21 protein-coding genes and 1 pseudogene are annotated in these 24,611 nt (G+C 63.3%); 8 read left to right on the forward strand and 14 right to left on the reverse strand.

All coding sequences use genetic code 11. From position 1 onward, the window contains the following. Positions 1–366: 366 nt before the first annotated feature. Genes IB249_RS13680 through IB249_RS13705 form a run of 6 tightly spaced genes read right to left on the reverse strand, consistent with a single transcriptional unit; the run spans position 367 to position 7,077 of the window. On the reverse strand, positions 367–1,698 hold the full coding sequence (locus IB249_RS13680; RefSeq protein WP_192305491.1) for a DUF58 domain-containing protein: 1,332 nt from the start codon (positions 1,696–1,698) through the stop codon (positions 367–369). Then, positions 1,695–2,696, reverse strand: a complete 1,002-nt coding sequence (locus IB249_RS13685; protein ID WP_192305493.1) for an AAA family ATPase — start codon at positions 2,694–2,696, stop codon at positions 1,695–1,697. Before IB249_RS13685 ends, IB249_RS13680 begins: the two co-directional genes overlap by 4 nt. Then, positions 2,693–3,853, reverse strand: a complete 1,161-nt coding sequence (locus IB249_RS13690; protein WP_192305495.1) for a DUF4350 domain-containing protein — start codon at positions 3,851–3,853, stop codon at positions 2,693–2,695. Before IB249_RS13690 ends, IB249_RS13685 begins: the two co-directional genes overlap by 4 nt. Next, on the reverse strand, positions 3,850–5,391 hold the full coding sequence (locus tag IB249_RS13695) for a DUF4129 domain-containing protein (RefSeq protein ID WP_192305497.1): 1,542 nt from the start codon (positions 5,389–5,391) through the stop codon (positions 3,850–3,852). The genes IB249_RS13690 and IB249_RS13695 overlap by 4 nt, the downstream gene beginning before the upstream one ends. Continuing rightward, on the reverse strand, positions 5,378–6,355 hold the full coding sequence (locus tag IB249_RS13700) for a stage II sporulation protein M (RefSeq protein ID WP_192305499.1): 978 nt from the start codon (positions 6,353–6,355) through the stop codon (positions 5,378–5,380). The genes IB249_RS13695 and IB249_RS13700 overlap by 14 nt, the downstream gene beginning before the upstream one ends. Next, on the reverse strand, positions 6,352–7,077 hold the full coding sequence (locus IB249_RS13705; protein ID WP_192305501.1) for an RDD family protein: 726 nt from the start codon (positions 7,075–7,077) through the stop codon (positions 6,352–6,354). The genes IB249_RS13700 and IB249_RS13705 overlap by 4 nt, the downstream gene beginning before the upstream one ends. A gap of 184 nt (positions 7,078–7,261) precedes the next feature. Here IB249_RS13705 and sbcB point away from each other — a divergent pair, with 184 nt between their 5' ends. Beyond that, entirely contained in the window at positions 7,262–8,692 is a 1,431-nt protein-coding gene (sbcB, locus tag IB249_RS13710; protein ID WP_192305503.1) for an exodeoxyribonuclease I, read from the forward strand. Positions 8,693–8,782: 90 nt separating this feature from the next. Here sbcB and mvaT read toward each other — a convergent pair whose 3' ends face one another. Next, on the reverse strand, positions 8,783–9,160 hold the full coding sequence (gene mvaT / locus IB249_RS13715; RefSeq protein ID WP_192305505.1) for a histone-like nucleoid-structuring protein MvaT: 378 nt from the start codon (positions 9,158–9,160) through the stop codon (positions 8,783–8,785). Between the two features lie 325 nt (positions 9,161–9,485). Between mvaT and purU the strand changes: the two genes are divergently transcribed. Next, a complete protein-coding gene (purU, locus tag IB249_RS13720) occupies positions 9,486–10,334 on the forward strand; it encodes a formyltetrahydrofolate deformylase (protein WP_192305507.1) in 849 nt (282 codons plus the stop codon). An 86-nt stretch (positions 10,335–10,420) separates the two neighbouring features. Further along, the gene (locus tag IB249_RS13725; protein WP_192305509.1) at positions 10,421–10,600 is read left to right on the forward strand and encodes a hypothetical protein; all 180 of its coding nucleotides are present in this window, start codon (positions 10,421–10,423) and stop codon (positions 10,598–10,600) included. A 162-nt stretch (positions 10,601–10,762) separates the two neighbouring features. Here IB249_RS13725 and IB249_RS13730 read toward each other — a convergent pair whose 3' ends face one another. From IB249_RS13730 to IB249_RS30170, 5 genes and pseudogenes are all read right to left on the reverse strand, one after another. Continuing rightward, positions 10,763–11,758 carry a lysylphosphatidylglycerol synthase transmembrane domain-containing protein gene (locus IB249_RS13730; protein WP_192305511.1) on the reverse strand — a complete coding sequence of 332 codons (996 nt, stop codon included), beginning with the start codon at positions 11,756–11,758 and terminating at the stop codon, positions 10,763–10,765. Beyond that, positions 11,755–12,531 (reverse strand): polysaccharide deacetylase family protein, encoded by a 777-nt coding sequence (locus tag IB249_RS13735; RefSeq protein WP_192305513.1) that lies wholly within the window; start codon positions 12,529–12,531, stop codon positions 11,755–11,757. The genes IB249_RS13730 and IB249_RS13735 overlap by 4 nt, the downstream gene beginning before the upstream one ends. Next, a complete protein-coding gene (locus tag IB249_RS13740) occupies positions 12,524–13,645 on the reverse strand; it encodes a glycosyltransferase family 4 protein (protein ID WP_192305516.1) in 1,122 nt (373 codons plus the stop codon). Before IB249_RS13740 ends, IB249_RS13735 begins: the two co-directional genes overlap by 8 nt. A gap of 169 nt (positions 13,646–13,814) precedes the next feature. Further along, on the reverse strand, positions 13,815–14,579 hold the full coding sequence (locus IB249_RS30165; protein WP_412548010.1) for a methyl-accepting chemotaxis protein: 765 nt from the start codon (positions 14,577–14,579) through the stop codon (positions 13,815–13,817). A 93-nt stretch (positions 14,580–14,672) separates the two neighbouring features. Beyond that, positions 14,673–15,794, reverse strand: a pseudogene (locus IB249_RS30170) (cache domain-containing protein); the annotation flags it as partial. Between the two features lie 85 nt (positions 15,795–15,879). Here IB249_RS30170 and IB249_RS13750 point away from each other — a divergent pair. Further along, positions 15,880–17,367, forward strand: a complete 1,488-nt coding sequence (locus IB249_RS13750; RefSeq protein WP_192305520.1) for a helicase HerA-like domain-containing protein — start codon at positions 15,880–15,882, stop codon at positions 17,365–17,367. Between the two features lie 28 nt (positions 17,368–17,395). Here IB249_RS13750 and IB249_RS13755 read toward each other — a convergent pair whose 3' ends face one another. Continuing rightward, positions 17,396–17,851, reverse strand: coding sequence for a DUF721 domain-containing protein (locus IB249_RS13755; protein WP_192305522.1), 456 nt, complete (start codon positions 17,849–17,851; stop codon positions 17,396–17,398). Positions 17,852–18,158: 307 nt separating this feature from the next. Between IB249_RS13755 and secA the strand changes: the two genes are divergently transcribed. The 4 genes from secA (at position 18,159) to IB249_RS13775 (ending at position 23,947) form a co-directional block, all read left to right on the forward strand. Beyond that, on the forward strand, positions 18,159–20,894 hold the full coding sequence (gene secA / locus IB249_RS13760) for a preprotein translocase subunit SecA (protein WP_192305524.1): 2,736 nt from the start codon (positions 18,159–18,161) through the stop codon (positions 20,892–20,894). 121 nt (positions 20,895–21,015) lie between these two features. Further along, positions 21,016–22,233: a bifunctional glutamate N-acetyltransferase/amino-acid acetyltransferase ArgJ gene (gene argJ, locus IB249_RS13765; RefSeq protein WP_192305526.1), complete on the forward strand. Its 1,218-nt coding sequence runs from the start codon at positions 21,016–21,018 to the stop codon at positions 22,231–22,233. Between the two features lie 134 nt (positions 22,234–22,367). Next, entirely contained in the window at positions 22,368–23,000 is a 633-nt protein-coding gene (locus IB249_RS13770; protein WP_192305529.1) for a glutathione S-transferase family protein, read from the forward strand. Then, positions 22,997–23,947 (forward strand): Nudix family hydrolase, encoded by a 951-nt coding sequence (locus tag IB249_RS13775; protein ID WP_192305531.1) that lies wholly within the window; start codon positions 22,997–22,999, stop codon positions 23,945–23,947. Before IB249_RS13770 ends, IB249_RS13775 begins: the two co-directional genes overlap by 4 nt. A 95-nt stretch (positions 23,948–24,042) precedes the next feature. On the opposite strand, the gene IB249_RS13780 is transcribed toward IB249_RS13775, so the two are convergent. Then, positions 24,043–24,609: a cob(I)yrinic acid a,c-diamide adenosyltransferase gene (locus IB249_RS13780; protein ID WP_192305533.1), complete on the reverse strand. Its 567-nt coding sequence runs from the start codon at positions 24,607–24,609 to the stop codon at positions 24,043–24,045. Positions 24,610–24,611 lie beyond the last annotated feature (2 nt).

Here is a 24,611-nt window from a genome sequence, read left to right on the forward strand (position 1 = left end):
TCGAGGGTGGCGGCTGAACGCAGGTTAGTCGACCGGGGGATATGGAAAACCGGCGCGCCCGAAGGCGCCCTGCGCACAGCCGCCATAATGGTCAGGGATGGGGAGTACCTGACTTCATGACACTTGTGCACATCCTTAACCCTCGGGCGACTAAACCCGGCCGCTGGAAATCAGCGACGCGGATCAAGTTACGTGGCGACCCCTCAGCGCACAAGCCGGCGGATTCTGGTAGATCTGTAGGCAAAACCGCAACCCCTGTAGGAGCGAGCATGCTCGCGATGAAGGTCCTTACACGGCGGGAATTCAGACACCTCGCGTCATCGTTAACCACCATCGCGAGCCAGCTCGCTCTACAGGATTGTGGTGTTAGAGGACGCCGGCCTTTTTCCACTCCAGGTACCGCGTCACCAGCGCCGCACCCAATTCCCGGGGGCTGGCATCCAGCACCGGCACGCCATGGGCATTGAGCCGGTCGTGCAGCTCGGCCCGTGCGTTCAGGTAGTCCACCGTCCCGCAGTAGGTCAAGGCTTCCGACAAGGTTTGCACCGGCGTCTGACGCAAAGGATCGAGCATGTCTTCGCGCAGGCTCGCCACCAGCACCCGGTGCTGCTGGCCAAGCCGTTGGACCGCGCTGAGCAGTTCGTCATCGTCTTCATCGCGCAGGTTGGTCACCAGCACCACCAGCGAGCGGCGTTTTTGCCGGGCCAGCAGTTGCGTCACGGCGGCTTGATAGTCGGCGCTGCGCTGACTGCTGCTCAGGTCATACACGCTGTTGAGCAAGACGTTGAGTTGCCCGGCGCCCTTCACCGGCGCCAGGTAGCGCGGTTGCTCGGTGGCAAAGGTGCCGAGCCCCACCGCATCGCCCTGGCGCAGGGCGACATAACTGAGCAACAGGCAGGCATTGAGCGCGTGATCGAAGTGCGCCAGCTCACCGTCCTGGCTGCGCATGCGCCGGCCGCAGTCGAGCAGGAACACGATCTGCTGGTCGCGTTCGTCCTGGTATTCGCGGGCAATCGGCGTGCGCTGGCGGGCCGTGGCTTTCCAGTCGATCTGGCGCAGGCTGTCGCCTTCGCGGAATTCGCGCAACTGGTGAAACTCCAGCCCCAGCCCGCGCCGCGGACGCTGACGCACGCCGAGCTGGCTCAGCCAGTTGTCCACGGCCAGCAACTGGCCACCGTACAGGCGGGCAAAATCGGGGTAGACGCGGGTGGCGTCCGGCACGCCGGGCAAGCGTCGCTCGTGCCACAGACCCATCGGGCTGGGCAGGCTGATTTCACAGCGCTCGAAGCTGAAGTGGCCGCGATTGAGCGGCCGCACGCGGTAGCTCGCCTGGCTGTGCTGGCCGGGTAGCAGCTCGACGGTCAGTGGCAGGTGTTCAAAGCTCAAGCCGTCGGGAACGTGGTCGAACAGTTGAATGCTCAACGCCTGCGCGAAGTCATGCTCGACATCGATCCGCACATCGCTCCAGCGCCCGAGCGCCAGGCTGCCAGGCAGTTGTCGTCTGATGCGTGGCGAGGGCAGGCGCTTGACCCGTACCGCGTCGAGCAGCGCCAACGCCAGCAGCGCCAGCAGCAAGCCCCAGTGAATCGACAGCAGCGTGGCGGGAACGGCGATGTCCAGCGCCCGCAAGGTGCCGAGCACGATGGCGATGACCAACAGCAACGCCACCCAGGCCAGCAGCAGGCGCGACGGTTTCACAGGCGCGGTGCCGGTACTTGGTCGAGCAGTTGGCGCAACACTTGATCGACTTGCAGCCCTTCGATGTCCAGTTCCGGGGCAATGCGCACCCGGTGGCGCAACACCGCCAGCGCGCAACCCTTGATGTCGTCGGGGATCACGAACTCACCGCCGCGCAACAAGGCCCGTGCCCGTGCGCAACGCACCAGAGCGATGGAGGCCCGGGGCCCCGCACCGAGGGTCAGCCCTGGCCAGGTGCGGGTGGCGCGGGCCAGCCGTACGGCGTAGTCGAGGACCTGCTCGTCCAGCGGCAATTCACTGGCGATGCGTTGCAGCGCCAGCACGTCCTTGGCTTGCAACACGGTGCGCAGCGGCTGCACGTCGAGCATGTCGGCCCGGGTCGAACGGCTGACCTGGCGCACCATGGCCAGTTCCTGCTCGGCGTCGGGGTAATCCATGCGCACTTTGAGCATGAAGCGATCCAGCTCGGCTTCCGGCAGCGGATAGGTGCCTTCCTGTTCGATCGGGTTCTGTGTGGCGAGCACCATGAACGGTTGCGCGATCGGCAGGGCCCGACCTTCGAGGGTGACCTGGCGCTCCTGCATGGCTTCGAGCAGCGCGGCCTGGGTTTTCGCCGGGGCGCGGTTGATTTCGTCGGCCAGCAGCAGGTGGGTGAACAACGGCCCTTTGCGCAGTTTGAACTGCTCGGTCTGCAAGTCGTACACCGCGTGCCCGGTGACATCGCTGGGCATCAGGTCCGGGGTGAACTGGATGCGTGCAAACTCACCGCCGAAGCAGCGGGCGAGGGCGCGCACCAGCAAGGTCTTGCCCAGCCCCGGCACGCCTTCGAGCAGCACATGGCCGCCGGCGATCAAGGCGGTGAGCACGTCGTCGATCACGCTGTCCTGGCCGATCACGGCTTTCTGCAGTTCCGCCCGGATCGCCTGGGCCAGCTGGATGGCGCGCTGGCGCTGTTGTTCGGCGTGGCTCGGAGCGCCGGGCTCGTGCTGTTCGCTCATAAGGTGTTCCTCAAGGTTTGCAGGTGGGCGACCTGGCGGCTGAATTCAACGGCAGACAGCCGTTGTTTCGGTCGCGGGCCCATGGCCTGGCTGATGGCGCGTGTGGGTTGGCCGCTCAGACGTGCGAGCACCAGCCATTGTTCGGCGACGCCGAGTTGGTCGAAACCGGGGTGACGCCGTCGCACCCGGCGCAGGATGTCGTGCTGCAAGGCTTGCAGCAGGCTGGCCTGGTCGGCGCGACGCCAGATGAAATCGGCGCTGGCGCGCAGGTGTTCGTGCAGTTGCCGACGGGCGTTCGGTGCCGGCTCGATCAACGGTCCCTGGCGCACGCCAACGTGCCAGAGACCCAGCAGGACAAGGGCGATCAAGGCCACCAGTGCCTGTGGGAAATAGCGCAGCAACAAGGTCGGCAGGTTGTCGTGATCGGTGTTGAACAGCAGGGTCACGCGGGTGTCGGCGGTCAGGTACCAGAGCAGCCAGGCGTTGTCGTACTGGTCGATGTTCGGGGTTTTCCACAGGTCGGCGTCGGTGACGACGATGATCGAGCCGAGCCCGTGGTTCAGTTGCATCATGTGCGTGGCCCGGGCGCTGTTGGCCCAGGCTTGCGCCAGGTTGTGCGGGTCTTCGAGATGGAATGCGGTGTCGAACGTGGCGTAGGCCGGCGCGTCCTCGTCCTCGAGATAGAGTTTGGTCAGCTTGGGCTGAGGGTCCTTTTCGACATCGGGGGGCGGGTCCTTGAGATCCCGGGTCAGCAACTGGTGCACCTGTACCCGGTCGAGCAGCAAGTCACGGCTCTGCCCGAGTTTTTCGTCCCAGATGGATTCGGCGACGAACAGCAGGCGTCCGCCGGCGCGGGTCCAGTTCAGCACCTGGTCGATCTGGCGCGGGGTCATGCCCGAGCGGTCGCCGAACAGCAAGAGGCTGTGTTGCCGGGGTTCCAGGGTGGGCAGGGCGTCGAGGCCGTTGGCATGGCTGACGCTGAGGCCCTGTTTGCGCAGAAAGTGTTCGGCGGCGAGGTAGGGGTTGGTCTGGGCTTCCGGGGAGGGGCCGTGGTCGATGATTTCCTGATAAGGGACGGCCCGGGCGTACAGGTACGCCCCCAGCGCGATCAGCAGCGCAGCGCAGGCGCCGGCCAGGAGCGCGAGGCGCCGGTTCAACGCGCCGCCCCCGCGTCGAACACGCTACGCCAGCCGTCACACAATTGCTGCCGCACCGCTGCGCTCGGCAGACGATGCCCATAGGCCATGTTCTGCCAGTGGCGGGTGAGGTTGCGGCTGAAGTCCAGCAGCTCGGGTTGTTGCAGGTGTTCGACATACGCCAGCACCTGGCCTTCGGTGTCGGCGGGTTTGAGTGGCACGCGGTAATCGTGCAGCAAATGACTGAGCAGGGCACGGTAGAGCAAGCCGAGCGCTTCGCGCGGGTTGGTTTGCCAGAGGCTGTCGACACTGGCGGCGATGTCGGCGGGCAGGGTTTCGCGGTTCAGGTCCAGACCGAAAGCCTGTGGCGGCAACGGTCGCGTCAGCTGGCTCGGCAACCGTGGGCGGCGGCTGACGAACGCCTGCAGCCAGTCGCGATAACGCCAGACCAGCCAGCCGAGCGCGCCGATGACGGTGCTCCACAACAGCACCTCGATCACGCTCGCCAGGGCGCCGAAGCGTTGTTGGTCCAGCAGCCTGAGCAGCGCTTTCAACCACGCGGGGCCTTCGTCGTCGCTCGTCGGGTTCGCGGGCCGTTCTTCGCCAAAACGATAGCGGGTGACCGTTTCCTTGTTCTTGAACGGCGGTTGATCGAGGATCGCCCGGACGCTGTCGCGGGAGGCCTGGCTGGTCAGGGGCTGGTTCAGCAGGCGCGGCGCGTCGGGGGCAATGGCCGGTTCATCGGCCCGCACGTCGGCGGTCGTTGGCACCAGCAGGAAGGCCGCCAGCAGCAGGCCCGCGGCGGTGCTGCCCAGGCGCTGTCGCAGGCGGCGGAACACCAGTTCGATGTCCCAGGCCTCCAGCACCGTGCGCCGGTTCAAATACAGGCTGAAGCCACAGGCCACGTAAATCGGTTCCCACACCACCAGCACCACGACATAGAAGGCATTGGTCAGGTGTTCCAGCCAGCGCCAGTCCTGTGTCGCGACGGACAGCAGCGTCTGCCAGCCCCAGTCGAGTTCGACCTGTTGCGGCAACAGCAGATAGAACAGCACCATCAGGCCGACCCACAACCCGCACTCCAGGTGCACGCCGATGATCGTCAGCCAGCGCGCCGCGCCGCCGTCGCGCTGCAACAACACCTGCAGGCGCTGCTGCCGTTCCAGGCCGCCGAGGCCTTCGAGTTGCACCACCGGCAGCAGGAAACTGCGGCTCAGGCTCAGACGGCGCCAGGTCAGGCTCGCCAGCAGTTGTGGCTTGAGCAGCCGTGGCCATTGGCGCAACGCCTGTTTCAGCGTCGGCGTTTCACCGAACAGGGCTTTGGACAGGATATACAGCGGCAGGCGTTCGAACGCCGGTTTCAGCCACCAGAAGAGGATCACCGCCAGCGACGGGGAATCCCACAGCAGCACCGTGAGCAGTGCAAACACCGGCAGGGTGACGATGGCCCAACTGGTGAGCAGCAGGCGCTGGTGCCGCTGGCTCAGCAGCACGCCGAGGTCCATGGCTTCCCAGGTGGAACGCGGGCGGATCACCACGGTGGCGTCACTCAGGCGCATGGCGAGTCCGTCCGGCCAGCAGCAGGTACAGGGCCACCAACACCCAGAGCGCTGCGCCAACCAGGTATTTGGTGATCGGCGCAGGTCCGGTCATCGATGACCAGTAGGCTTCGATGAACGCAGCGATCAGCAGAAACAGCATGACCCCGCAGATCAGCAGCACGCTTTTGCGCGCCGCCACGCGCAAGGCCTCGGCGCGGCGCAGGCGTCCCGGCGCGACCAGCGCCCAGCCCAGTTGCAGGCCGGCGGCCCCGGCCAGGGCGATGGCGCTGAGTTCGAAGGCACCGTGACCGATGACGAACGACCAGAAGGTCTGTCCGTAGCCAATCTGCGTCAGGTGCCCGGCCACCGCGCCGATCATCAAGCCATTGAAGAACAGGAAAAACGCGCTGCCCAGGCCAAACAGCAAGCCGCTGGCGAAGGTCTGAAAGGCGATGCCGATGTTGTGCATGATGTAGAAACCGAACATCACCCAGTCTTCACTGGCCGCCCGTTCCGCCGAGCGCCCGAGGTGACCGGCCACCGGGTCGTACATGCCTTGCATCTGGTTCACCTGTTCGGCCGGGATCAGGTTGTAGATCAGGTCCGGGAACAGGTACACCAGACATGCAAAACCGATCAGGCTGCCAAAGAACATCAGGCTGGCGGCGAGCACGAAGCGCCACTGTTCGCGCACCAGGCGCGGGAAGTCCGCCAGGATGAACCCCGCGATCCTGGGCCCCAGGCGGCTGCGATGCCGATACAACTGCTGGTGCCCGCGCAGGACTTGTTGCTGCAACGAGTCGACCAGGAAACTGCTGTAGCCGCGCTCCTGGGCCAGCGCCAGGTGTTGGCAGAGCCGGCGATACTCCCGGGGGAAATCCTCGAGCCGTGAAGTGCCCTTGCCCCGTTCGAGCCGGTCGAGCATCAGGGCGAACTGCGTCCATTGCGCTTTGTGTCGATTCTCGAAATGGCTCTGTTTCATGAGGGGCCCAACAGGCCGCGGGCGATGCCGTTGAGGTGCGTCACGGCCCGGGGCGCCGGGACTTGCAAGGGCTGCGCAAGGATCGACGCAACCTCCAGGGCCCGCGCTTCGGAGAGTTCGTGCTGACGCTCGGCAAAGCCGAGGATGGCGCGTTGCTCAGGCAGGGTCAGGGGGAACGTCGCGCGCTGCGGTTCGGCCTCCGGCAACTGCGGCCGGGCGAGCGGTCGTTCGCGGTAGATCACCAGCGTGCCGGCCGCCAGGTCGCCCAGGCGCTTGAAGTTGGGGTGCAGCAGGCAACTGAGGGCGCCGAGGCAATAACCGAACGGCAGCAGGTCGACCACGCGCAGCAGGTTGCGCAACAGCGAGGCGGACCAGCCGATCGGTGTGCCGTCGTCCTGCACGACCCGCAGGCCCATCCATTGTTTGCCCGGCGAACGGCCCTGGTTGAGCACTTCGAACAGCACCATGTACCACCAGCTCACCCCGAACAGCAGGATCGAGCCCAGCCCGGCGCCGAGCTTGCCGAGGAAGGCCAGGACGATAAACAGCAGGCCCAGGATCAGCCCGCGCAGGCCCAGGTCGATGGCGAACGCCAGCGCACGAACCATCAACCCGGCCGGGCGCAGAGGCAAGTCGATGCCTTCCGGCGTTTCCACCTGGAACCGCGTATCCAGTGGTGGGGACAGCGTCGCTTTCCTTGGCAGTGCTGTGCTCTCGAGCATGGGCAACCTGATGTCGTGGCCTGATCGGGATTCTATGGCCAGCCGATGCTAGCAGCCTCTTGGGGGGAAACGACATCCCTATGTATTGCACGCGGTGAAGGCGGACGTGACTGGATGCAAGATCGCTGGCCGGGGCGGGACGCAAACGCCTAGACTTCGCTGATCTTCAGTTCAGGAACAGCCCGTGACCTCGATCTTCTGGTACGACTATGAAACCACTGGCATCAACCCGCGATGCGACCGGCCGCTGCAAGTGGCGGGGCTGCGTACCGATTTCGATCTGAATGTCATAGACGAACCGGTCAACCTCTATTGCCGGCCTGCCGATGACATCCTGCCGCATCCGGCCGCCTGTGCGATCACGGGCATCACGCCGGGGCAATTGACCGAACACGGTTTGAGCGAAGCCGACTTCATGACCCGGGTGCACGCCGAACTGGCCGCGCCCGGCACCTGCGGCGCCGGCTACAACACGTTGCGTTTCGACGACGAAATGACCCGCTACAGCCTGTACCGCAACTTTTTCGACCCCTACGCCCGGGAATGGCAGGGTGGAAACAGTCGCTGGGACCTGATCGATGTGGTCCGCGCGGCGTACGCCTTGCGCCCGGATGGTCTGGCCTGGCCCACGGATGAGGAGGGGCGGGTGACGCTCAGGCTCGAGCGCCTGACCGAGGCCAACGGCATCGATCACGGCAACGCCCACGAAGCGCTGTCCGACGTTCGCGCCACCATCGCCCTGGCGCGCTTGATCCGCGAGAAACAGCCCAAACTGTACGACTGGCTATTCCATTTGCGCAGCAAACAGAAGGTCATGGATCAGATTCGGCTGTTGCAGCCGATGGTGCACATTTCCGGGCGATTCTCCGCCGCCCGCAGTTATGTTGGCGTGGTGTTGCCGCTGGCCTGGCATCCTCGCAACAAGAACGCGTTGATTGTCTGCGACCTGCACCTGGATCCCCAGGGTTTGCTCGACCTGGACGCCGATACCCTGCGTCAGCGCCTGTATACCCGTCGCGAGGACCTGGCCGAGGGCGAGTTGCCGGTGCCGCTCAAGCTCATCCACATCAACAAATGCCCGGTGGTCGCGCCGATGTCGGTGTTGCGTCCCGATGATCAGCAGCGCCTGGGGCTCGACATGGCGTTGTATCAGGCACGGGCCTTGCGACTAAACGACGCACGGCAAGTCTGGCAAGACAAGATCCAGTCTATTTATGCCCGCGAAGATTTCACTCAGAGCCAGGACCCGGAGCAACAGTTATACGACGGGTTTATCGGTGACAGGGACCGGCGTCTTTGTGAGCAAGTCCGGGCGGCTGACCCGGCGCAATTAGCGCAGGAACACTGGCCTTTCGATGATGAACGTTTACCGGAACTATTGTTTCGATATCGAGCACGTAACTTTTTCGATACCTTGAGTTTCGAAGAGCAGGAACGTTGGCGAATATTCTGTCAGCAACGTTTGTCAGACCCTCAATGGGGAGCGCCAAATACCCTGGTAACTTTCCTGGAGGCCGCGGCCCAGTTGAATATTACTGCCACGCCATTTCAGCAACAGGTGCTCGGTGAATGGGGTAATTATGTCGAGGTATTGCGCAGACGTTTGAAGCTTTGAAAATGAAAATGCCCGGTGCTGAAATACCGGGCATAAAAAAACGCCAGCCCGTGGCTGGCGTTCTTGCGTAACGGTTTGTAGCGCAGAGGCTTAGCCCAGCAGGGTTGCCCAGCCTTCAACCACGTCGCCGCCCCACTTGGCTTTCCACTCTTTCAGCGTTTTGTGGTTGCCACCTTTGGTTTCGATGACTTCGCCGTTGTGCGGGTTTTTGTATTGTTTAACTTTGCGAGCGCGCTTGGTGCCGGTAGTTTTTACTGCGCCGCTGCGGGGTGCCTTGGTTTTGGATTCTGGATCCAGCAGCGCGATGATGTCACGCAGCGACTTGGAATATTCAGCCATCAGGGCGCGCAGTTTGCCTTCGAATTCCAGCTCGGTTTGCAGTTTGTCGTCTTGGGACAGATTCTTCAAACGGGCTTGCAGCTCTTTGATAGCTTCTTCGGTGGCGCGATATTCGTTGATCAAGGACATGGGGACTACCTTATGTTGTGACGCAGATTGTCAGGGGACAGTGGCGCAATAATAGTCAGGCTGTTTCATCAAGTAAACATTGTGCCGGGCTTTATTTATTTAGTTGTGATGAATAGCCCATACATTGACGGTGCATTTAAATAGTGACGCCGATATTCACCCCAGGGGCTATTGAAGCGGCCTGACGCCGGCGCGGCGGCACTCAAGCGTTGGATTCAAGGCTTGCACGGGCGCCGCCCTGCGACACGAGATGTCATCAATACTGCAGTTTTGCTGCACAGCCGCTAGAATGGCGACCTTTGCGAAGTTCTGGAGTTTCCCCCCCATGCGCACTTTTCGGCTGGTGATTTCTTGCCCGGACCGCGTCGGTATCGTTGCTAAAGTCAGTAACTTTCTGGCGTCACACAACGGCTGGATCACTGAAGCGAGCCACCACTCGGACAATCTCAGTGGCTGGTTCTTCATGCGTCACGAAATTCGGGCCGACTCGCTGCCCTTCGGCATCGAGGCCTTTCGCGAGGCCTTTGCGCCGATTGCCGAAGAGTTCTCGATGGACTGGCGCATCACCGATACCGCGCAGAAAAAACGCGTGGTGCTGATGGCCAGCCGCGAATCCCACTGCCTGGCCGACCTGCTGCACCGTTGGCACAGCGATGAGCTGGACTGTGAAATCTCCTGCGTGATTTCCAACCACGATGACTTGCGCAGCATGGTCGAGTGGCACGGGATTCCTTACTACCATGTGCCGGTCAATCCCCAGGATAAAGAGCCGGCGTTCGCCGAAGTCTCGCGCCTGGTCAAGCAGCACGACGCCGAAGTGGTGGTGCTGGCTCGTTACATGCAGATCCTGCCCCCGGCGCTGTGCAGCGAATACGCGCACAAGGTGATCAACATTCACCACAGCTTCCTGCCGTCGTTCGTCGGGGCCAAGCCATATCATCAGGCTTCCCTGCGCGGGGTGAAACTGATCGGTGCGACCTGTCACTACGTGACCGAGGAGCTGGACGCCGGCCCGATCATCGAGCAGGACGTGGTCCGTGTCAGCCACAGCGACAGTATCGAAGACATGGTGCGTTTCGGCCGTGACGTCGAGAAAATGGTGCTGGCCCGTGGTCTGCGCTATCACCTGGAAGATCGGGTACTGGTGCACGGCAACAAGACCGTGGTGTTCTGACCGCACGACGGCAGGGTTGAAATTCGAAGGGCCTGGGCGTTCAATCGCTCCAGGCCCTTCGCCGTTTCTGCACTGAGGACATGACCATGGCTGATCCGCTGGATAAAGCTGTTTCCAAAGCCCCCGCGACGTTGGGGGAGGGGTGTCTGAGCCGCTATGACCCGGATGACCTGAGCCCGGAAGATGGCACGGAGTTTCCGGGCGCAGAGGCGTTGTGGGAGCAATTGCATCCAGATGCCGGGGAGGATCCGGTGAAGCCCGATTGATTGGCGCGCGCGCCCCGTGGGAGCTGGCTTTATAGCCGACCATGTTCTTTTGGGTGGACATATCCATTGCAGCCGTTACCGCAGAAACGGATATGTCCACGATCACGATCACGATCACGATCACGATCACGATCACCGTTACCGTCACCGTCACCACCCCCCCTAAACCTGCTTCACCCTCATCAACTTCTTCAGCAACGGCCGCCCCAGCATCAACAAGAATACCGGCCCGCCCACCACCAGATAAAAGTAATAGGTCACCGTCCGCCAGATCAGGATCGCCGCTGCTGCCGTGGATTTTCCGACCATGGGCGCCAACAACGCCGCCGAGGTCAATTCCGCGGCGCCGGCGCCTCCGGGCAGCAGGCTGAATTGTCCCGCCGTCAGCGAGAGCATCTGGATCAGAAAGCTCCACGCCCATTGCAAGTCCGCGCCCAGTCCGCGCAGTGCCAGGTACAGCACGCTGTAGCGCAGCAGCCAATGCACGCAGGTCAAGGCGAACACCGTGATCAGCGTATTGAAGGGCAACTTCAGGGTGTCGGTGAACGCCGCCAGAAAGTGCAGGAGTTTGCGCGCCCAGCGCAGGCGGGTGGTGCCTTTGACATTGAGGCGCACCAGCAGCCGTCCGCTGAGGCGGATCAGCCATCGATGGTAGCGTGCGATCACCGCGCAACTGAGCAACCCGCCGAACAGGGACATGGCGCTGACCATCAGCAACCACTCCATGCGTTCGCTGAGGTGCTGGAACAGCGCATAGATCAGGATCCCCACCAGCGCGCAGAGGAAGAACAGCAGGTCGCTCAGTTGATCCATGGCAAACACTGCACTGCCCCGTGCCGGCCGTACGCCGTTGCGTGCCAGCAGCGCCATGATGGTCAGTGGCCCACCGCTGCCGCCGGGGGTGGCGCAGTAGGCGAATTCGGCCGCCATCACCACGCCGAGGCTTTTGACCGGGCTGACCCTGTCCCGTTGATCCCCGAGCAACAGGCGCAGGCGCTGGGTGTTCACCAGCCAGCACGCCAGGATCATGCCGAACATGATCAGCAGCCAGTTCAAGGGAAAACCCTGCAATCGCGCCCAGGTCTGGTTGCCACCGAGCAACAGGGGAATGAGCAAAGCCGCGATCAGCGCAACCAGCAGCAGGATCCCCCGGCTCACGCGGCACGACCGCAACGCTGAAGATGCGAGGCCAGCCAGCCGGCCTTGGTCATCGGCACGCGGCCCTCGTCCAGCAGGCGCTCGAGGGTGTGCAGCCAGTAATCGCGGGAAAAGCCATGACGCAGGTCCACCGGGTGCACGCCCAGGCGAATCACCGGCGCCTGGCGCCAGCGCTGTTCGCGCTGGTCGCTGAGCCATTTCGAAACGCCGCGCCGCCAGGCGCTGCGGGCGCTCCACACCAGCCCGGGCGCCTCGACCCGGGTGAAATCCGGCAGCCGATACAGGTGCTGCGGGTCGCTGGTATAGCTCAGGGGGAGTTGGCGCAGGGCCTGGCGTGTCCCTTCGCTCATCAGCCAGGCCGGGGCGACAAAGCCCTGCAACGGCCAGTGATAGCGATGGAACAGCTCGATGCCGGCCCGCAGCCGGGCGAGGGCGGCTTCCCGGGACAGGCTGTAGAACTCGCCTTCATGGGTGTAGATGCGGCGCATGAACCAGTCTCGCGGTGTGGTGGGCGAGGGGCTTTCATCACAATGAAAGTAGCCGTGCAACGCCAGTTCGTCACCCCGGGCCACGCGCTGGCTGAGCAGGTCGCGGAATGACGGATGGGCGTCCAGGTCGTTGTGCCGGTGGAAGTCCGGCACCACCAGCCAGGTCATCGGGATGTCGCCCAGGGCATCGACCGCTTCGACGAAAGGTTGGTAGTCGACCCAGGTCTGCGGTGCGACGTCGTGCAACACCAGTAACAGGCTGAAGGTGTTCATCGCGTCAGCCATTGACGATCAGCGGCCATTGGCTGCCGAGGACGGCGTGATAATGACCCAGCAGGCTGTTGACCACGGTATCCCAGGCGTAATGCCGCTCGACATGCCGGCGGGCCTGCCGGCCCAGCTCGGCATTGCCAGAGCCGAACAGCTCGCGTACCGCATGGGCCATCGCCAGGGGGGCGTTCGGGGTGCACAGCAGGCCGCAGTCGCGGGTGACGATCTCTGGAAACGCCCCGGCGGCCACGGCGACCACCGGAATGCCGCAGGCCATGGCTTCGAGTGTGACCAGGCCAAAGGTTTCCTGATCGCCGGCATGCACCAGCGCATCGGCACTGGCCATCAGCCTCGCCACTTGCGCCGCCGGGCGGAAGCCATCGACCACCGTCACGTTGTTCGGCACCGCCGCCGGCATGGACGATCCCACCAGCAGCAGGTGATAGCGCCGACCCAGGTGTTTCATGCAATCGAGCAGCACCGGCAGGTTTTTTTCCTTGGAGCCGCGCCCGGCGAAAATCAGCAGGTGCGTCTGTTCATCGATGCCCAGCTCTGCGCGCAGGCCCGGATCGCGGGCGTCGGGGTGGAAGGTGCGCAGGTCAACCCCCAGGGGCTGTACGTAAACATTGCGCCCCCCCAGGCCGATCAGTTTGTCGGCCATGATCCGGCTCGGCGCGAGCACCCGGTCGAAGTTGCCGTAGAGCTTGCTGACATAGGCCTCGACATTGGGCGTCACCCAGTTCCCCATGCGGTTGCTGACCAGCAGCGGCAAATCCGAGTGATAAAAGCCGATCACCGGCACGTCGAGTTGGCGCCGGGCATCCAGTGCCGCCCAGGCCGTGAGGTACGGATCGCCGACTTCGATCAGGTCTGGTTGCAGATCCTGCAGCACATTGCGCCAGGGGGCGAGACGGAGGGGGAAACGATAACCCTTGCCGAACGGCAGGGCAGGGGCTGGGACGGTGTAGACACCATCCGCTTCACTCAAGTGCGAACCGGGAATCAGCAAGCTGTGGCGAATGCCCGACTTGACCCCCAGGCGACGATGTTTGGCATCCAGATAAGTGCGCACGCCACCGCTGGCAGGGGCGTAGAACATGGTTATGTCCGCGATATGCACGATGTACATCCCTCCGGTCCGTGGTGCTCCCTTGGTTGACCTTTATGAAGGATAGATGTTCGGTCGGGTTTGGGTTGAGGCCGTCAGGCCTGTGTTGTCAGGGCCGGCCCCATCGCGGGTACGCCCACTCCCACAGGTCTGGTGAGAGCGGGCGCCCGCGAAGAAGCCGGCGCAGACGCTAGATACGGAAACTGCCCACCAGCTGCTGGAGCCGCGCCGCCTGCTGTTCAAGGTCGCCACAGGCGCGCAACGTTGCCTGCAGGTTCTCGACACCCGCCTGGTTCAGCGTGTTGATTTCAGTCATGTCCTCGTTGATCGCCTCCACCACCGCGGTCTGTTCCTCGGTCGCCGTGGCCACCGACTGGTTCATCCCGTCGATCTCGCCGATGCGCAGGGTCACGCTGTTCAGGCGCTCGCCCGCCAAGTTGGCGATGCCCACGCTGTCCTGGCTGTGCCGCTGGCTGTCGTTCATGGTGCTGACGGATTCGCGGGCGCCGACCTGCAGCTCTTCGATCATCCTCTGCACCTGCTCCGCCGATTGCTGGGTGCGGTGTGCCAGGTTGCGCACTTCATCGGCCACCACGGCAAATCCGCGCCCGGCCTCACCGGCACGGGCCGCCTCGATGGCCGCGTTGAGCGCCAGCAGATTGGTTTGCTGGGAGATGCTGCTGATCACGTCGAGAATTTGCTCGATGTTCACGGTTTTGTCGCTCAGCGATTCGATGTGGCGACTCGAGGCGCTGAGCACGCTCGACAGCTGATTGATCGCGACAATGTTGCGCTCCACCACGTGCTGGCCGTCCTCGGCCAGGTGGCGGGCTTCGCTGGCCTGGCTCGACGCCTGGGCAGCGTTGCGCGCGATTTCCTGGGCCGTGGCACCGAGCTGGTTGATGGCGGCGACCACACTGCTGGTGCGCGAAGCCTGCTGGTCACAATTGAGCATCGACGAGTTGGAGGCCGCGACCACCCGCAGCGCCACTTCGTTGACCTGCCCGGTGGCGGAGCACACTTCACGGATCGAACCGTGAATGCGTTCCACGAAACGGTTGAATGCGGTGCCCAGCAGGCCGAATTCGTCGTCGCCCTGAATGATCAGGCGTTTGGTCAGGTCGCCCTCACCGTCGGCGATGTCTTCCATGGCGCGGGTCATGACGTGCAGCGGCTGGATCAGCAAGCGGATCAACAAGCCCAGCAGGGCGATGATGGCCGCGACGGCGATGCCGGTAGCCACCACCGCCGAGGCGCGGAATTCGCTGAGCATCGAGTAGGCCTTGTCTTTGTCCACCGACAGACCGATGTACCAGTTCACCGATGACAGGCCCTTGATCGGCGTGAACGTGATGATGCGGGTCTTGCCGTCGACCTCGACTTCCGAGAGGTCGCTGCTGATGCGTGGCGTGTTGACCGGGTACGCCTGGGCCAGAGACTTGCCCACCCGTGCCTGCTTCGGGTGCACCAGGATCTTGCCGTCGGCGTTGATCAGGAACGCATGGCCCATGCCGTTGAAGTTCAGCGCGTTGAGGCTGTCGATGATCATTTGCAGGCTCAGGTCGCCGCCGACCACCGCGAGCGGTCGGCCGTCCCTGACCACGCCCTGAACGATGGAAATGACGGGTTTGCCCGTGGAGACATCCGTGTAGGGTTCGGTCAGTACCGGTTCGGCGCTGTGTTGCGCGCTCTTGTACCAATCTCGCACGCGGGGGTCGAAGCCTTCCGGCATCCTGTTGTCCGGGCGAATGATGAAGAAGCCATCGCTGCTGCCTAGAAAACCGGCGACGAACGCGCTGGCGATCGCCTTTTGCTCCAGCAGCAGGGTGATGTTGCCCAAGTCCGGGTTCAGCGCGATGTTTTGTGCCAGGTTTTCGATCAACAGGCTGCGACCGTTCAGCCAGGTCTGGATGCTGTTGGCGGTCACGCCGCCCATTTCCAGCAGGTAGTTGTTGAGGTCGTTGCGGATTGCCTTGCGTTGCATGGCGTCGTTGTAGAGCGTGAAGGCCGAGAAGGCGAGGGTGACGACGAGGGCCGCGACCAGCAGGATCTTATGGCTGAAGCGCATACTTTTTTTCATGGCTTGGAGATTCCAATAAGGTCTTAATGCCCGCAGCGTGCTTTTATAAAGGGACGCAACACGGGCGACGTTGAGATCAGGTCGATGCATCCGTCCTCGCCCTAGCGGATCACCAACCCTGTTCAATCATCGATATCGGCCGTGATCGAGCAGAGATTAACCAGAGGCGGGCAAAATGCACGATTCATCGAAACTATTGATCGGTTCCGATCTCACAGGGCAACCTATCGATCAGTCCATGCGTCTGGCGAACCGACACGGTCTGATCGCGGGTGCGACCGGGACCGGCAAGACCGTGACCCTGCAACGCCTGGCCGAAGCGTTCAGCGACGCCGGCGTGGCGGTGTTCGCCGCCGACATCAAAGGAGACCTGTGCGGTCTTGGCGCGGCGGGCAATCCACAGGGCAAGGTGGCCGAGCGGATCGCCGGCATGCCCTGGCTGAATCACACGCCCCAGGCCTACCCGGTCGCGCTGTGGGACATTCATGGTCAATCCGGCCATCCGTTGCGCACCACCCTGAGCGAAATGGGCCCGTTGCTGATCGGCGCCCTGCTGGAATTGAGCGACAGCCAGCAGTCGGCGCTCTACGCGGCGTTCAAGGTGGCTGACCGCGAAGGTTTGCTGCTGCTGGACCTGAAGGACCTGAAGGCGCTGCTCAATCACCTGCGCGACCATCCCGAACTGCTGGGGGACGACGCGGCGTTGATGACCACGGGCTCCAGTCAGGCGCTGCTGCGGCGCCTGGCGACCCTGGAACAACAGGGCGCCGATGCCTTGTTCGGCGAGCCGGCGCTGCAACTCGAAGACATTCTGCAGCCTGCCGCCGACGGTCGCGGGCGTATTCATCTGCTCGATGCCAGTCGTCTGGTCCACGAGGCGCCGAAGGTCTACGCGACGTTCCTGCTGTGGCTGCTGGCCGAGCTGTTCGAGCAACTGCCGGAACGCGGCGATGCCGACAAACCGCTGCTCGCGCTGTTCTTCGACGAGGCCCACTTATTGTTTGCCGATACCCCCAGGGCGCTGCAGGAGCGTCTGGAGCAAGTGGTGCGGCTGATTCGCTCGAAAGGCGTGGGCGTGTATTTCGTCACTCAGTCGCCGGGCGACCTGCCGGATGACGTCCTCGCGCAGCTCGGCCTGCGCATCCAGCATGGCCTGCGCGCCTTTACCGCCAAGGAGCAGAAGTCCCTGCGTGCGGTGGCCGACGGTTTTCGCCCGAACCCGGCGTTCGATGCCCTGTCGGTGCTGACCGAGCTGGGGATTGGCGAGGCGCTGGTGGGGACGCTGCAGGACAAGGGCACGCCGGAAATGGTGCAGCGGGTGCTGGTTGCACCGCCACAATCGCGGATCGGGCCGTTGAGCGACACGGAGCGAACCGTGCTGATCGCCGGTTCGCCGTTCAAGGGACGCTATGACAAACCGATCGATCGTGAATCGGCCTATGAGGTGCTGATGGGGCGCAAGGACCTGGCCCCGAAACCGGAGGCGGTGCCCGGCAAGGCAGCGCCACAGGAACCCAGCTTCACCGAGCAGGCCGGGGAGTTTCTCGGAACGGCGGCGGGCCAGGCACTGAAATCGGCGATGCGCCAGGCGGCCAATCAGTTGGGGCGGCAGTTGGTGCGCGGTTTGATGGGGTCGTTGCTGGGGGGCAGTAAACGCCGCTGACCGGCAGACACTCCCACCGGGGTCTGCCTCAGGATTTGGGCTTGGCGTGCGCCGCCAATCGCTCCAGGGCGGCCCGCAGGTTGGGGTCGGAGATCCCGTCGGCGGTGGCCTGAATGGTCGCGGCGGCGTTGTTCGACAGGTCCATCATGTGCCCGGCCGCGCCTCGTTGCACGGTCGGCGGCTGGACCTTGAACTGAATGCGGGTCAGGCCGGCGAACTCATCGAACATCTGCAACTGGCGTTGCAGGCGCTTCTGTTGATAGCGCAGGCGGGTTGCCCAATGACCATCGGTGACAATCAGCAACAAACTGCCTTCGCGCCACGAAGCCACATGGCAATGCTCGCGAGCGGCCGGCTGCAACTGGCTGTCGAGCAGCCGCTGTAAATGACCCAGGCGTTGCGCATGGCCCAGAATGGCTTTGAGCGGTTTGGCTTCGCGAAGCAGAACGGCGGGTGCTCTGGCCGTGAGAGGGCGAAATGCCATGATCAGACACCTGAAGTAACAGAGCCGCCATGGTAGCAGAAAGCGCCGGATGCACCCGACCCATTGATTTGCGCGCGCTTTACCCATTAAATCAACGAATGACTTCTGCCGTCAGTGGCTTGAAGTTCAGTAAAATGCCCTTATTTTAAGTGAGCCCCGTCATAGCGCAGTGCATGCATCGTGGAATAACGCCACTATCCTCACCATCGTTTCCGGGTAGAATGCTCGTTCGCATGCGGCCATGAGGGCTGCACGGGCGACTCACGGGGCCGCCCTCCATCCCTTTAGTGTGGAAGATCCTGCCGATATGTTTGCGCCTTTGTTAAAGAAACTTTTTGGAAGCAAGAACGAGCGTGAAGTCAAACGCATGCTCAAGACGGTACAAGTCGTCAATGCCTTCGAAGAGCAAATGGTGGCCCTTTCGGACGATCAATTGCGTGCCAAGACGGAAGAGTTCAAGGCCCGCATCGCCAAAGGGGAAACCCTGGACCAACTGCTGCCAGAAGCCTTTGCGGTCGCCCGCGAAGCCGGTAAGCGCGTCATGGGCATGCGCCACTTCGACGTCCAGCTGATCGGCGGCATGACCTTGCATGAAGGTCGGATTGCCGAAATGCGTACCGGTGAAGGCAAGACCCTGGTGGGTACACTGGGCGTTTACCTCAACGCGCTGTCCGGCAAGGGCGTGCACGTGGTCACGGTGAACGACTACCTGGCCCGTCGTGACGCCAACTGGATGCGCCCGCTCTATGAATTCCTCGGCCTGACGGTCGGCGTGGTCACGCCGTTCCAGCCGCCGGAAGAAAAGCGCGCCGCCTACGCCGCCGACATCACCTACGGCACCAACAACGAATTCGGTTTCGACTACCTGCGCGACAACATGGCGTTCAGCATGGAAGAAAAATTCCAGCGTGAACTCAATTTTGCCGTGATCGACGAAGTCGACTCCATCCTCATCGACGAAGCCCGTACCCCGCTGATCATTTCCGGTCAGGCCGAGGACAGCTCCAAGCTGTACATGGAGATCAACAAACTGATCCCGCAGCTGGAACTGCACGTCGAAGAGGTCGAAGGCGAAGTCACCAAGGCCGGCCACTACACCGTCGACGAGAAGACCCGCCAGGTCGAACTCAACGAAGCCGGTCACCAGTTCGTCGAAGAGGCGCTGACCCGTACCGGCCTGCTGGCTGAAGGCGAGAGCCTGTACTCGGCCCACAACCTGAGCCTGCTGACTCACGTCTACGCCGGCCTGCGTGCGCACAAGCTGTTCCATCGCAACGTCGAGTACATCGTCCAGGAAGGCCAGGTCGTCCTGGTCGACGAGCACACCGGCCGTACCATGCCGGGCCGTCGTTTGTCCGAAGGTCTGCACCAGGCCATCGAAGCCAAGGAAAACCTGAACATCCAGGCCGAAAGCCAGACCCTGGCCTCGACCACGTTCCAGAACTACTTCCGTCTGTACGAAAAACTGTCCGGGATGACCGGTACGGCCGACACCGAAGCCTTCGAATTCCATCAGATCTATGGCCTGCCGGTCATCGTCATCCCGACGAACAAGCCGCTGGCCCGTAAGGACTACAACGACCTGGTGTTCCTGACCGCCGAAGAGAAGTACGCGGCCATCGTCAATGACATCAAGGAAAGCATGGCCGCGGGCCGCCCGGTGCTGGTGGGCACCGCGACCATCGAAACCTCCGAGCACATGTCCGCGCTGCTCGTGAAGGAAGGCATCGAACACAAGGTCCTGAACGCCAAGTTCCACGAGAAGGAAGCCGAGATCATTGCCCAGGCCGGTCGTCCGGGGGCGCTGACCATCGCCACCAACATGGCCGGTCGTGGTACCGACATCCTGCTGGGCGGTAACTGGGAAGTGGAAGTGGCCTCCCTGGAAAATCCGACCCCTGAGCAGATTGCCCAGATCAAGGCTGACTGGCAGAAGCGTCACCAGCAAGTGCTCGAGTCGGGCGGCTTGCAGGTGATTGCGTCCGAGCGTCACGAATCGCGCCGTATCGACAACCAGTTGCGCGGTCGTGCCGGTCGTCAGGGTGACGCCGGTTCCAGCCGCTTCTACCTGTCGCTGGAAGACAGCCTGATGCGTATCTTCGCCTCTGACCGGGTGAAGAACTTCATGAAGGCTCTGGGCATGCAGCCCGGCGAAGCGATCGAGCATCGCATGGTGACCAACGCCATCGAAAAGGCCCAGCGCAAGGTCGAAGGCCGCAACTTCGACATCCGCAAGCAACTGCTGGAGTTCGACGACGTCAACAACGAACAGCGTAAAGTGATCTATCACATGCGCAACACGTTGCTGGCCGCCGACAACATCGGTGAAACCATCGCCGATTTCCGCCAGGACGTGCTCAACGCGACTGTCAGCGCCCACATTCCACCGCAATCGCTGCCTGAGCAGTGGGATGTGGCCGGTCTGGAAGCAGCCCTGCAGAGCGATTTCGGCGTGGCCTTGCCGATCCAGCAATGGCTCGACGAAGACGATCACCTGTACGAGGAAACCCTGCGCGAGAAACTGATGCAGGAACTGATGGCCGCGTACAACGAGAAGGAAGACCAGGCGGGCGCCGAAGCGCTGCGCACCTTCGAGAAGCAAATCGTTCTGCGCGTGCTGGACGACCTGTGGAAAGACCACCTGTCGACCATGGACCACCTGCGTCACGGCATCCACCTGCGTGGTTACGCTCAGAAAAACCCGAAGCAGGAATACAAGCGCGAGTCGTTCACGCTGTTTTCCGAGCTGCTGGATTCGATCAAGCGCGACTCGATCCGTGTGTTGTCGCACGTTCAGGTGCGCCGCGAAGATCCGGCCGAGGAAGAGGCGCGCCTGCGCCAGGAAGCCGAAGCCCTGGCCGCCCGCATGCAGTTCCAGCACGACGAAGCCCCGGGCCTCGAGCAAGTGGAGCAACTGGGTGAAGAGGTCGATGTCGCCCTCGCCACCGCCCCGGTTCGCAACGAGCAGAAGTTGGGCCGCAACGAGCTGTGCTATTGCGGTTCGGGCAAGAAATTCAAGCATTGCCACGGGCAGATCCAGTAAAACCCGTTACCTACGCTGAAATACCCGCGCCGCGACCGGCCCATGCCGTCGCGGCGTTTTGCCATTTACACCACCGCTCCTGCCGGGCGGTGCAGACATCATCTAGTTGAGGAGCGCATTCATGGCTGTTGGTCTTGGTCCTTTGCCAACGTTGCACCCGGTTGCCGGTTTTGAACTCGGTATCGCTTCGGCCGGCATCAAGCGCCCCGGGCGCAAGGATGTCGTGGTCATGCGCTGTGCCGAAGGTTCCACGGTGGCCGGTGTGTTCACCCTGAACGCTTTCTGTGCAGCCCCGGTGATCCTGGCCAAGCAGCGTGTGCAAGGCCCGGTGCGTTACCTGCTGACCAATACCGGTAATGCCAACGCCGGCACCGGTGAACCTGGTCTGGCCGCTGCCGAGCGCACCTGCGCGAAACTCGCCGAACTGACCGGTGTCGATGCCAACCTGGTGCTGCCGTACTCCACCGGCGTGATCGGTGAGCCGCTGCCGGTCGAGAAAATCGAAGGCGCGTTGCAGGCAGCGCTCGACGACCTGTCGGTCAACAACTGGGAAGCCGCCGCCACCGGCATCATGACCACCGACACTCTGCCCAAGGGCGCAAGCCGGCAGTTCCAGCATGACGGCGTGACCATCACCGTCACCGGGATCAGCAAGGGTGCAGGCATGATCCGTCCGAACATGGCGACCATGCTCGGCTACATCGCCACCGACGCCAAAGTCGCCCGCGACGTGCTGCAAAACCTGCTGCTCGATGGCGCCAACAAGTCGTTCAACCGCATCACCATCGACGGCGATACCTCGACCAACGACTGCTGCATGCTGATCGCGACCGGCCAGGCAGCCTTGCCGGAAATCACCCGCGCCGAGGGCGAGTTGTTCGCCAAGCTCAAGCAGGCGGTGTTCGAGGTGTGCATGGACGTGGCCCAGGCCATCGTTCGCGATGGCGAAGGCGCGACCAAGTTCGTGACCGTCGAAGTCAATGGCGGCGCCAACCACCAGGAATGCCTGGACGTGGGCTACACCGTGGCGCACTCGCCGTTGATCAAGACTGCGCTGTTCGCCTCCGACCCGAACTGGGGCCGCATCCTTGCCGCTGTCGGCCGTGCCGGTGTGCCGGACCTGGAAGTGAGCAAGATCGACGTGTTCCTCGGCGAGGTGTGCATCGCCAGCCGTGGCGCCCGCGCAGCCACCTACACCGAAGCCCAGGGGGCGGCGGTGATGCAGCAGGAAGAGATCACCATCCGTATCGAACTGGGCCGGGGCGACTGCAGCGAAACCATCTGGACCACCGACCTGTCCCACGAGTACGTGAAGATCAACGCTGAGTATCGTACGTAAGACCGGGTGATCCCGATCGCGAGCAGGCTCGCTCCCGCAATGGACGGTACCCCCTGCGGGAAGGAGCCGCTCGCGATGGCCGTTGATCGGCCTTCCACCCGACCTGCTCGTCTCTCTCTTCAAAGGTCCCGAACATGAGCCTGCACCTGATCATCGGCGACAAACTGTATTCCTCCTGGTCCCTGCGCGCCGCTCTGGCGCTTGAGCTGACCGGTGCCCCCTATACCGAAGCACTGATCAAGCTGAACCAGCCGGACACCCGTGAACGCATTCTCAAGCATTCGCCGACCGGCAAGGTCCCGCTGCTGAAAACCGCACACGGCACCGTCGCCGATTCGCTGGCGATCGGCGAATACCTGGCCGAGCAATTTCCCGACGCCGGGCTCTGGCCCAAGGACACGGCGGCCCGCGCCCAGGCACGTTCGGCGTGTGCGCAGATGCATGCCGGGTTTTTCGCCATGCGCGGCAACATGCCGTTCGACCTGAGCCGCGACGCCCCCTTGTCGCCGGTCCCGGCTGACGTGCAGGCAGACGTCGAGCGCATGCTGGCGTTGTGGGCCGAATGTCGCTCCGTCGCGACGGACGCCGGCCCTTTCCTGTTTGGCCGCGCCACCCTGGCCGATGCCTACTTCGCCCCGATTGCCGTGCGCCTGCGCACATACCAGGTGAAGTTGCCGGTGGCCGATGAAGCCTACGTTGAAACGATCTACCAGTGGCCAGCCTTCAAGGCCTGGCAAAAGGCGGGTCTGGAGGAGGTTGGGCAGTGAAACGTGTTCATGTCGCCGCAGCGGTCATTCGTGACCCGAACGGCAAGATCCTGATTGCCCGTCGTGCCGATACGCAGCACCAGGGCGGTCTGTGGGAATTTCCCGGTGGCAAGGTCGAGGCCGACGAGTCCGTCGAGCGAGCCCTGGCCCGTGAGCTGCATGAGGAGTTGGGGATAGTGGTGGTCACCGCGCGACCGCTGATCAAGATCCAACACGATTACCCGGACAAGCACGTGTTGCTGGATGTCTGGGAAGTCTCGGACTTCACCGGCGAGCCCCATGGCGCCGAAGGTCAGCCGCTGGAGTGGGTGGCGCCGCGGGACCTGCCGAACTATGAATTTCCGGCGGCCAATCAACCGATCGTAGCCGCTGCGCGGTTACCGGCGCAGTACCTGATTACCCCGGAAGACCTGGAAACGCCGGCGTTGCTGCGCGGTATGCAGAAAGCCATTGCCGGCGGCATCAAGCTGATCCAGTTGCGGGCGCCCAACGGCTACGATCCGAAATACCGTGACCTGGCGGTGGACGCGGCGGGGCTGTGTGCCGGCAAGGCGCAGTTGATGATCAAGGGGCCGTTCGAGTGGCTGGGGGATTTCCCGTCGGCCGGTTGGCACATCACCTCGGCCCAGTTGCGCAAATACGCAGCGGCTGGCCGACCGCTGCCGGCGTCGCGCTGGCTGGCGGCGTCCTGCCACAACGCTGAAGAGCTGGCATTGGCCGAGCAGATGGGGGTGGACTTCGTGACGCTGTCACCGGTGCAGCCGACTCTGACTCATCCCGGGGCCGAGCCGCTGGGTTGGGAGCAGGCGTCGAGCTTGATCCAGGGCTTCAGCAAGCCGGTGTTCCTGCTGGGTGGCGTTGGTCCGGCGCAGCAGCAGAAGGCTTGGGAAACCGGGGCCCAGGGTGTGGCGGGGATTCGGGCGTTCTGGCCGGACTCACAGGGATAGCGGCCGGCCTCATCGCGAGCAGGCTCGCTCCCACAATGGAGTGTGAACCACTGTGGGAGCGAGCCCGCTCGCGATGAGGGCCTGGCAGGCGCCACTCAATGCTCAGGCTTCGGCGCCGGCTGCCACAGTATCTCGGCCACGCCCTGGCGCCGGGCAATCACCCGCGCTGCCACAAACAACAGATCCGACAGTCGATTGATGTAGGCCAGCCCGACCCCGGCCAGGGGTTCGAGCGCATTCAAGTGCTGACACCGTCGCTCGGCGCTGCGCGCCAGGCTGCGGCATGCGTGGGCCTGGGCAATCAGCATCGAGCCACCGGGCAGAATGAAATTCTCCAGCGGCCCCAGCTCTTCGTTCCACACATCAATCGCTGTTTCCAGGCGCTCGATTTCCGCGAGGTTCAGCGCCTGGTATTCCGGCATCGCCAATTCGCCCCCCAGGTCGAACAACCGATGCTGACAGGGCGCCAGCACTGCGCTCACTTCGTCCAGGCCCGCCGTCTCCAGCCCGGCGAGCAGCACGCCCAACTGACTGTTCAACGTGTCCACCTCACCGATCGCCTCGATCCGCGGATGGTCCTTGGGGACGCGACGACCGTCACCCAGTCCGGTCTCGCCTGTGTCGCCGGTGCGGGTGTAAATCTTCGACAAGCGAAAACCCATGG

It is taken from the genome of Pseudomonas sp. PDM04, from assembly GCF_014851765.1.
GTDB lineage: Bacteria > Pseudomonadota > Gammaproteobacteria > Pseudomonadales > Pseudomonadaceae > Aquipseudomonas.

Bases quoted from the DNA above. Each gene is read 5' to 3' on its own strand.
- IB249_RS13735 (WP_192305513.1), bottom strand. From the start codon at position 12,531: ATGGCTGACGCGATGAACACCTTCAGCCTGTTACTGGTGTTGCACGAC.
- IB249_RS13755 (WP_192305522.1), bottom strand. From the start codon at position 17,851: ATGGCATTTCGCCCTCTCACGGCCAGAGCACCCGCCGTTCTGCTTCGC.
- IB249_RS13770 (WP_192305529.1), top strand. From the start codon at position 22,368: ATGAGCCTGCACCTGATCATCGGCGACAAACTGTATTCCTCCTGGTCC.
- IB249_RS13750 (WP_192305520.1), top strand. From the start codon at position 15,880: ATGCACGATTCATCGAAACTATTGATCGGTTCCGATCTCACAGGGCAA.
- IB249_RS13685 (WP_192305493.1), bottom strand. From the start codon at position 2,696: ATGAGCGAACAGCACGAGCCCGGCGCTCCGAGCCACGCCGAACAACAG.
- IB249_RS13740 (WP_192305516.1), bottom strand. From the start codon at position 13,645: ATGTACATCGTGCATATCGCGGACATAACCATGTTCTACGCCCCTGCC.
- IB249_RS13780 (WP_192305533.1), bottom strand. From the start codon at position 24,609: ATGGGTTTTCGCTTGTCGAAGATTTACACCCGCACCGGCGACACAGGC.
- argJ (WP_192305526.1), top strand. From the start codon at position 21,016: ATGGCTGTTGGTCTTGGTCCTTTGCCAACGTTGCACCCGGTTGCCGGT.
- secA (WP_192305524.1), top strand. From the start codon at position 18,159: ATGTTTGCGCCTTTGTTAAAGAAACTTTTTGGAAGCAAGAACGAGCGT.
- IB249_RS13725 (WP_192305509.1), top strand. From the start codon at position 10,421: ATGGCTGATCCGCTGGATAAAGCTGTTTCCAAAGCCCCCGCGACGTTG.
- IB249_RS13700 (WP_192305499.1), bottom strand. From the start codon at position 6,355: ATGAAACAGAGCCATTTCGAGAATCGACACAAAGCGCAATGGACGCAG.
- IB249_RS13695 (WP_192305497.1), bottom strand. From the start codon at position 5,391: ATGCGCCTGAGTGACGCCACCGTGGTGATCCGCCCGCGTTCCACCTGG.
- purU (WP_192305507.1), top strand. From the start codon at position 9,486: ATGCGCACTTTTCGGCTGGTGATTTCTTGCCCGGACCGCGTCGGTATC.
- IB249_RS30165 (WP_412548010.1), bottom strand. From the start codon at position 14,579: ATGCTCAATTGTGACCAGCAGGCTTCGCGCACCAGCAGTGTGGTCGCC.
- IB249_RS13705 (WP_192305501.1), bottom strand. From the start codon at position 7,077: ATGCTCGAGAGCACAGCACTGCCAAGGAAAGCGACGCTGTCCCCACCA.
- mvaT (WP_192305505.1), bottom strand. From the start codon at position 9,160: ATGTCCTTGATCAACGAATATCGCGCCACCGAAGAAGCTATCAAAGAG.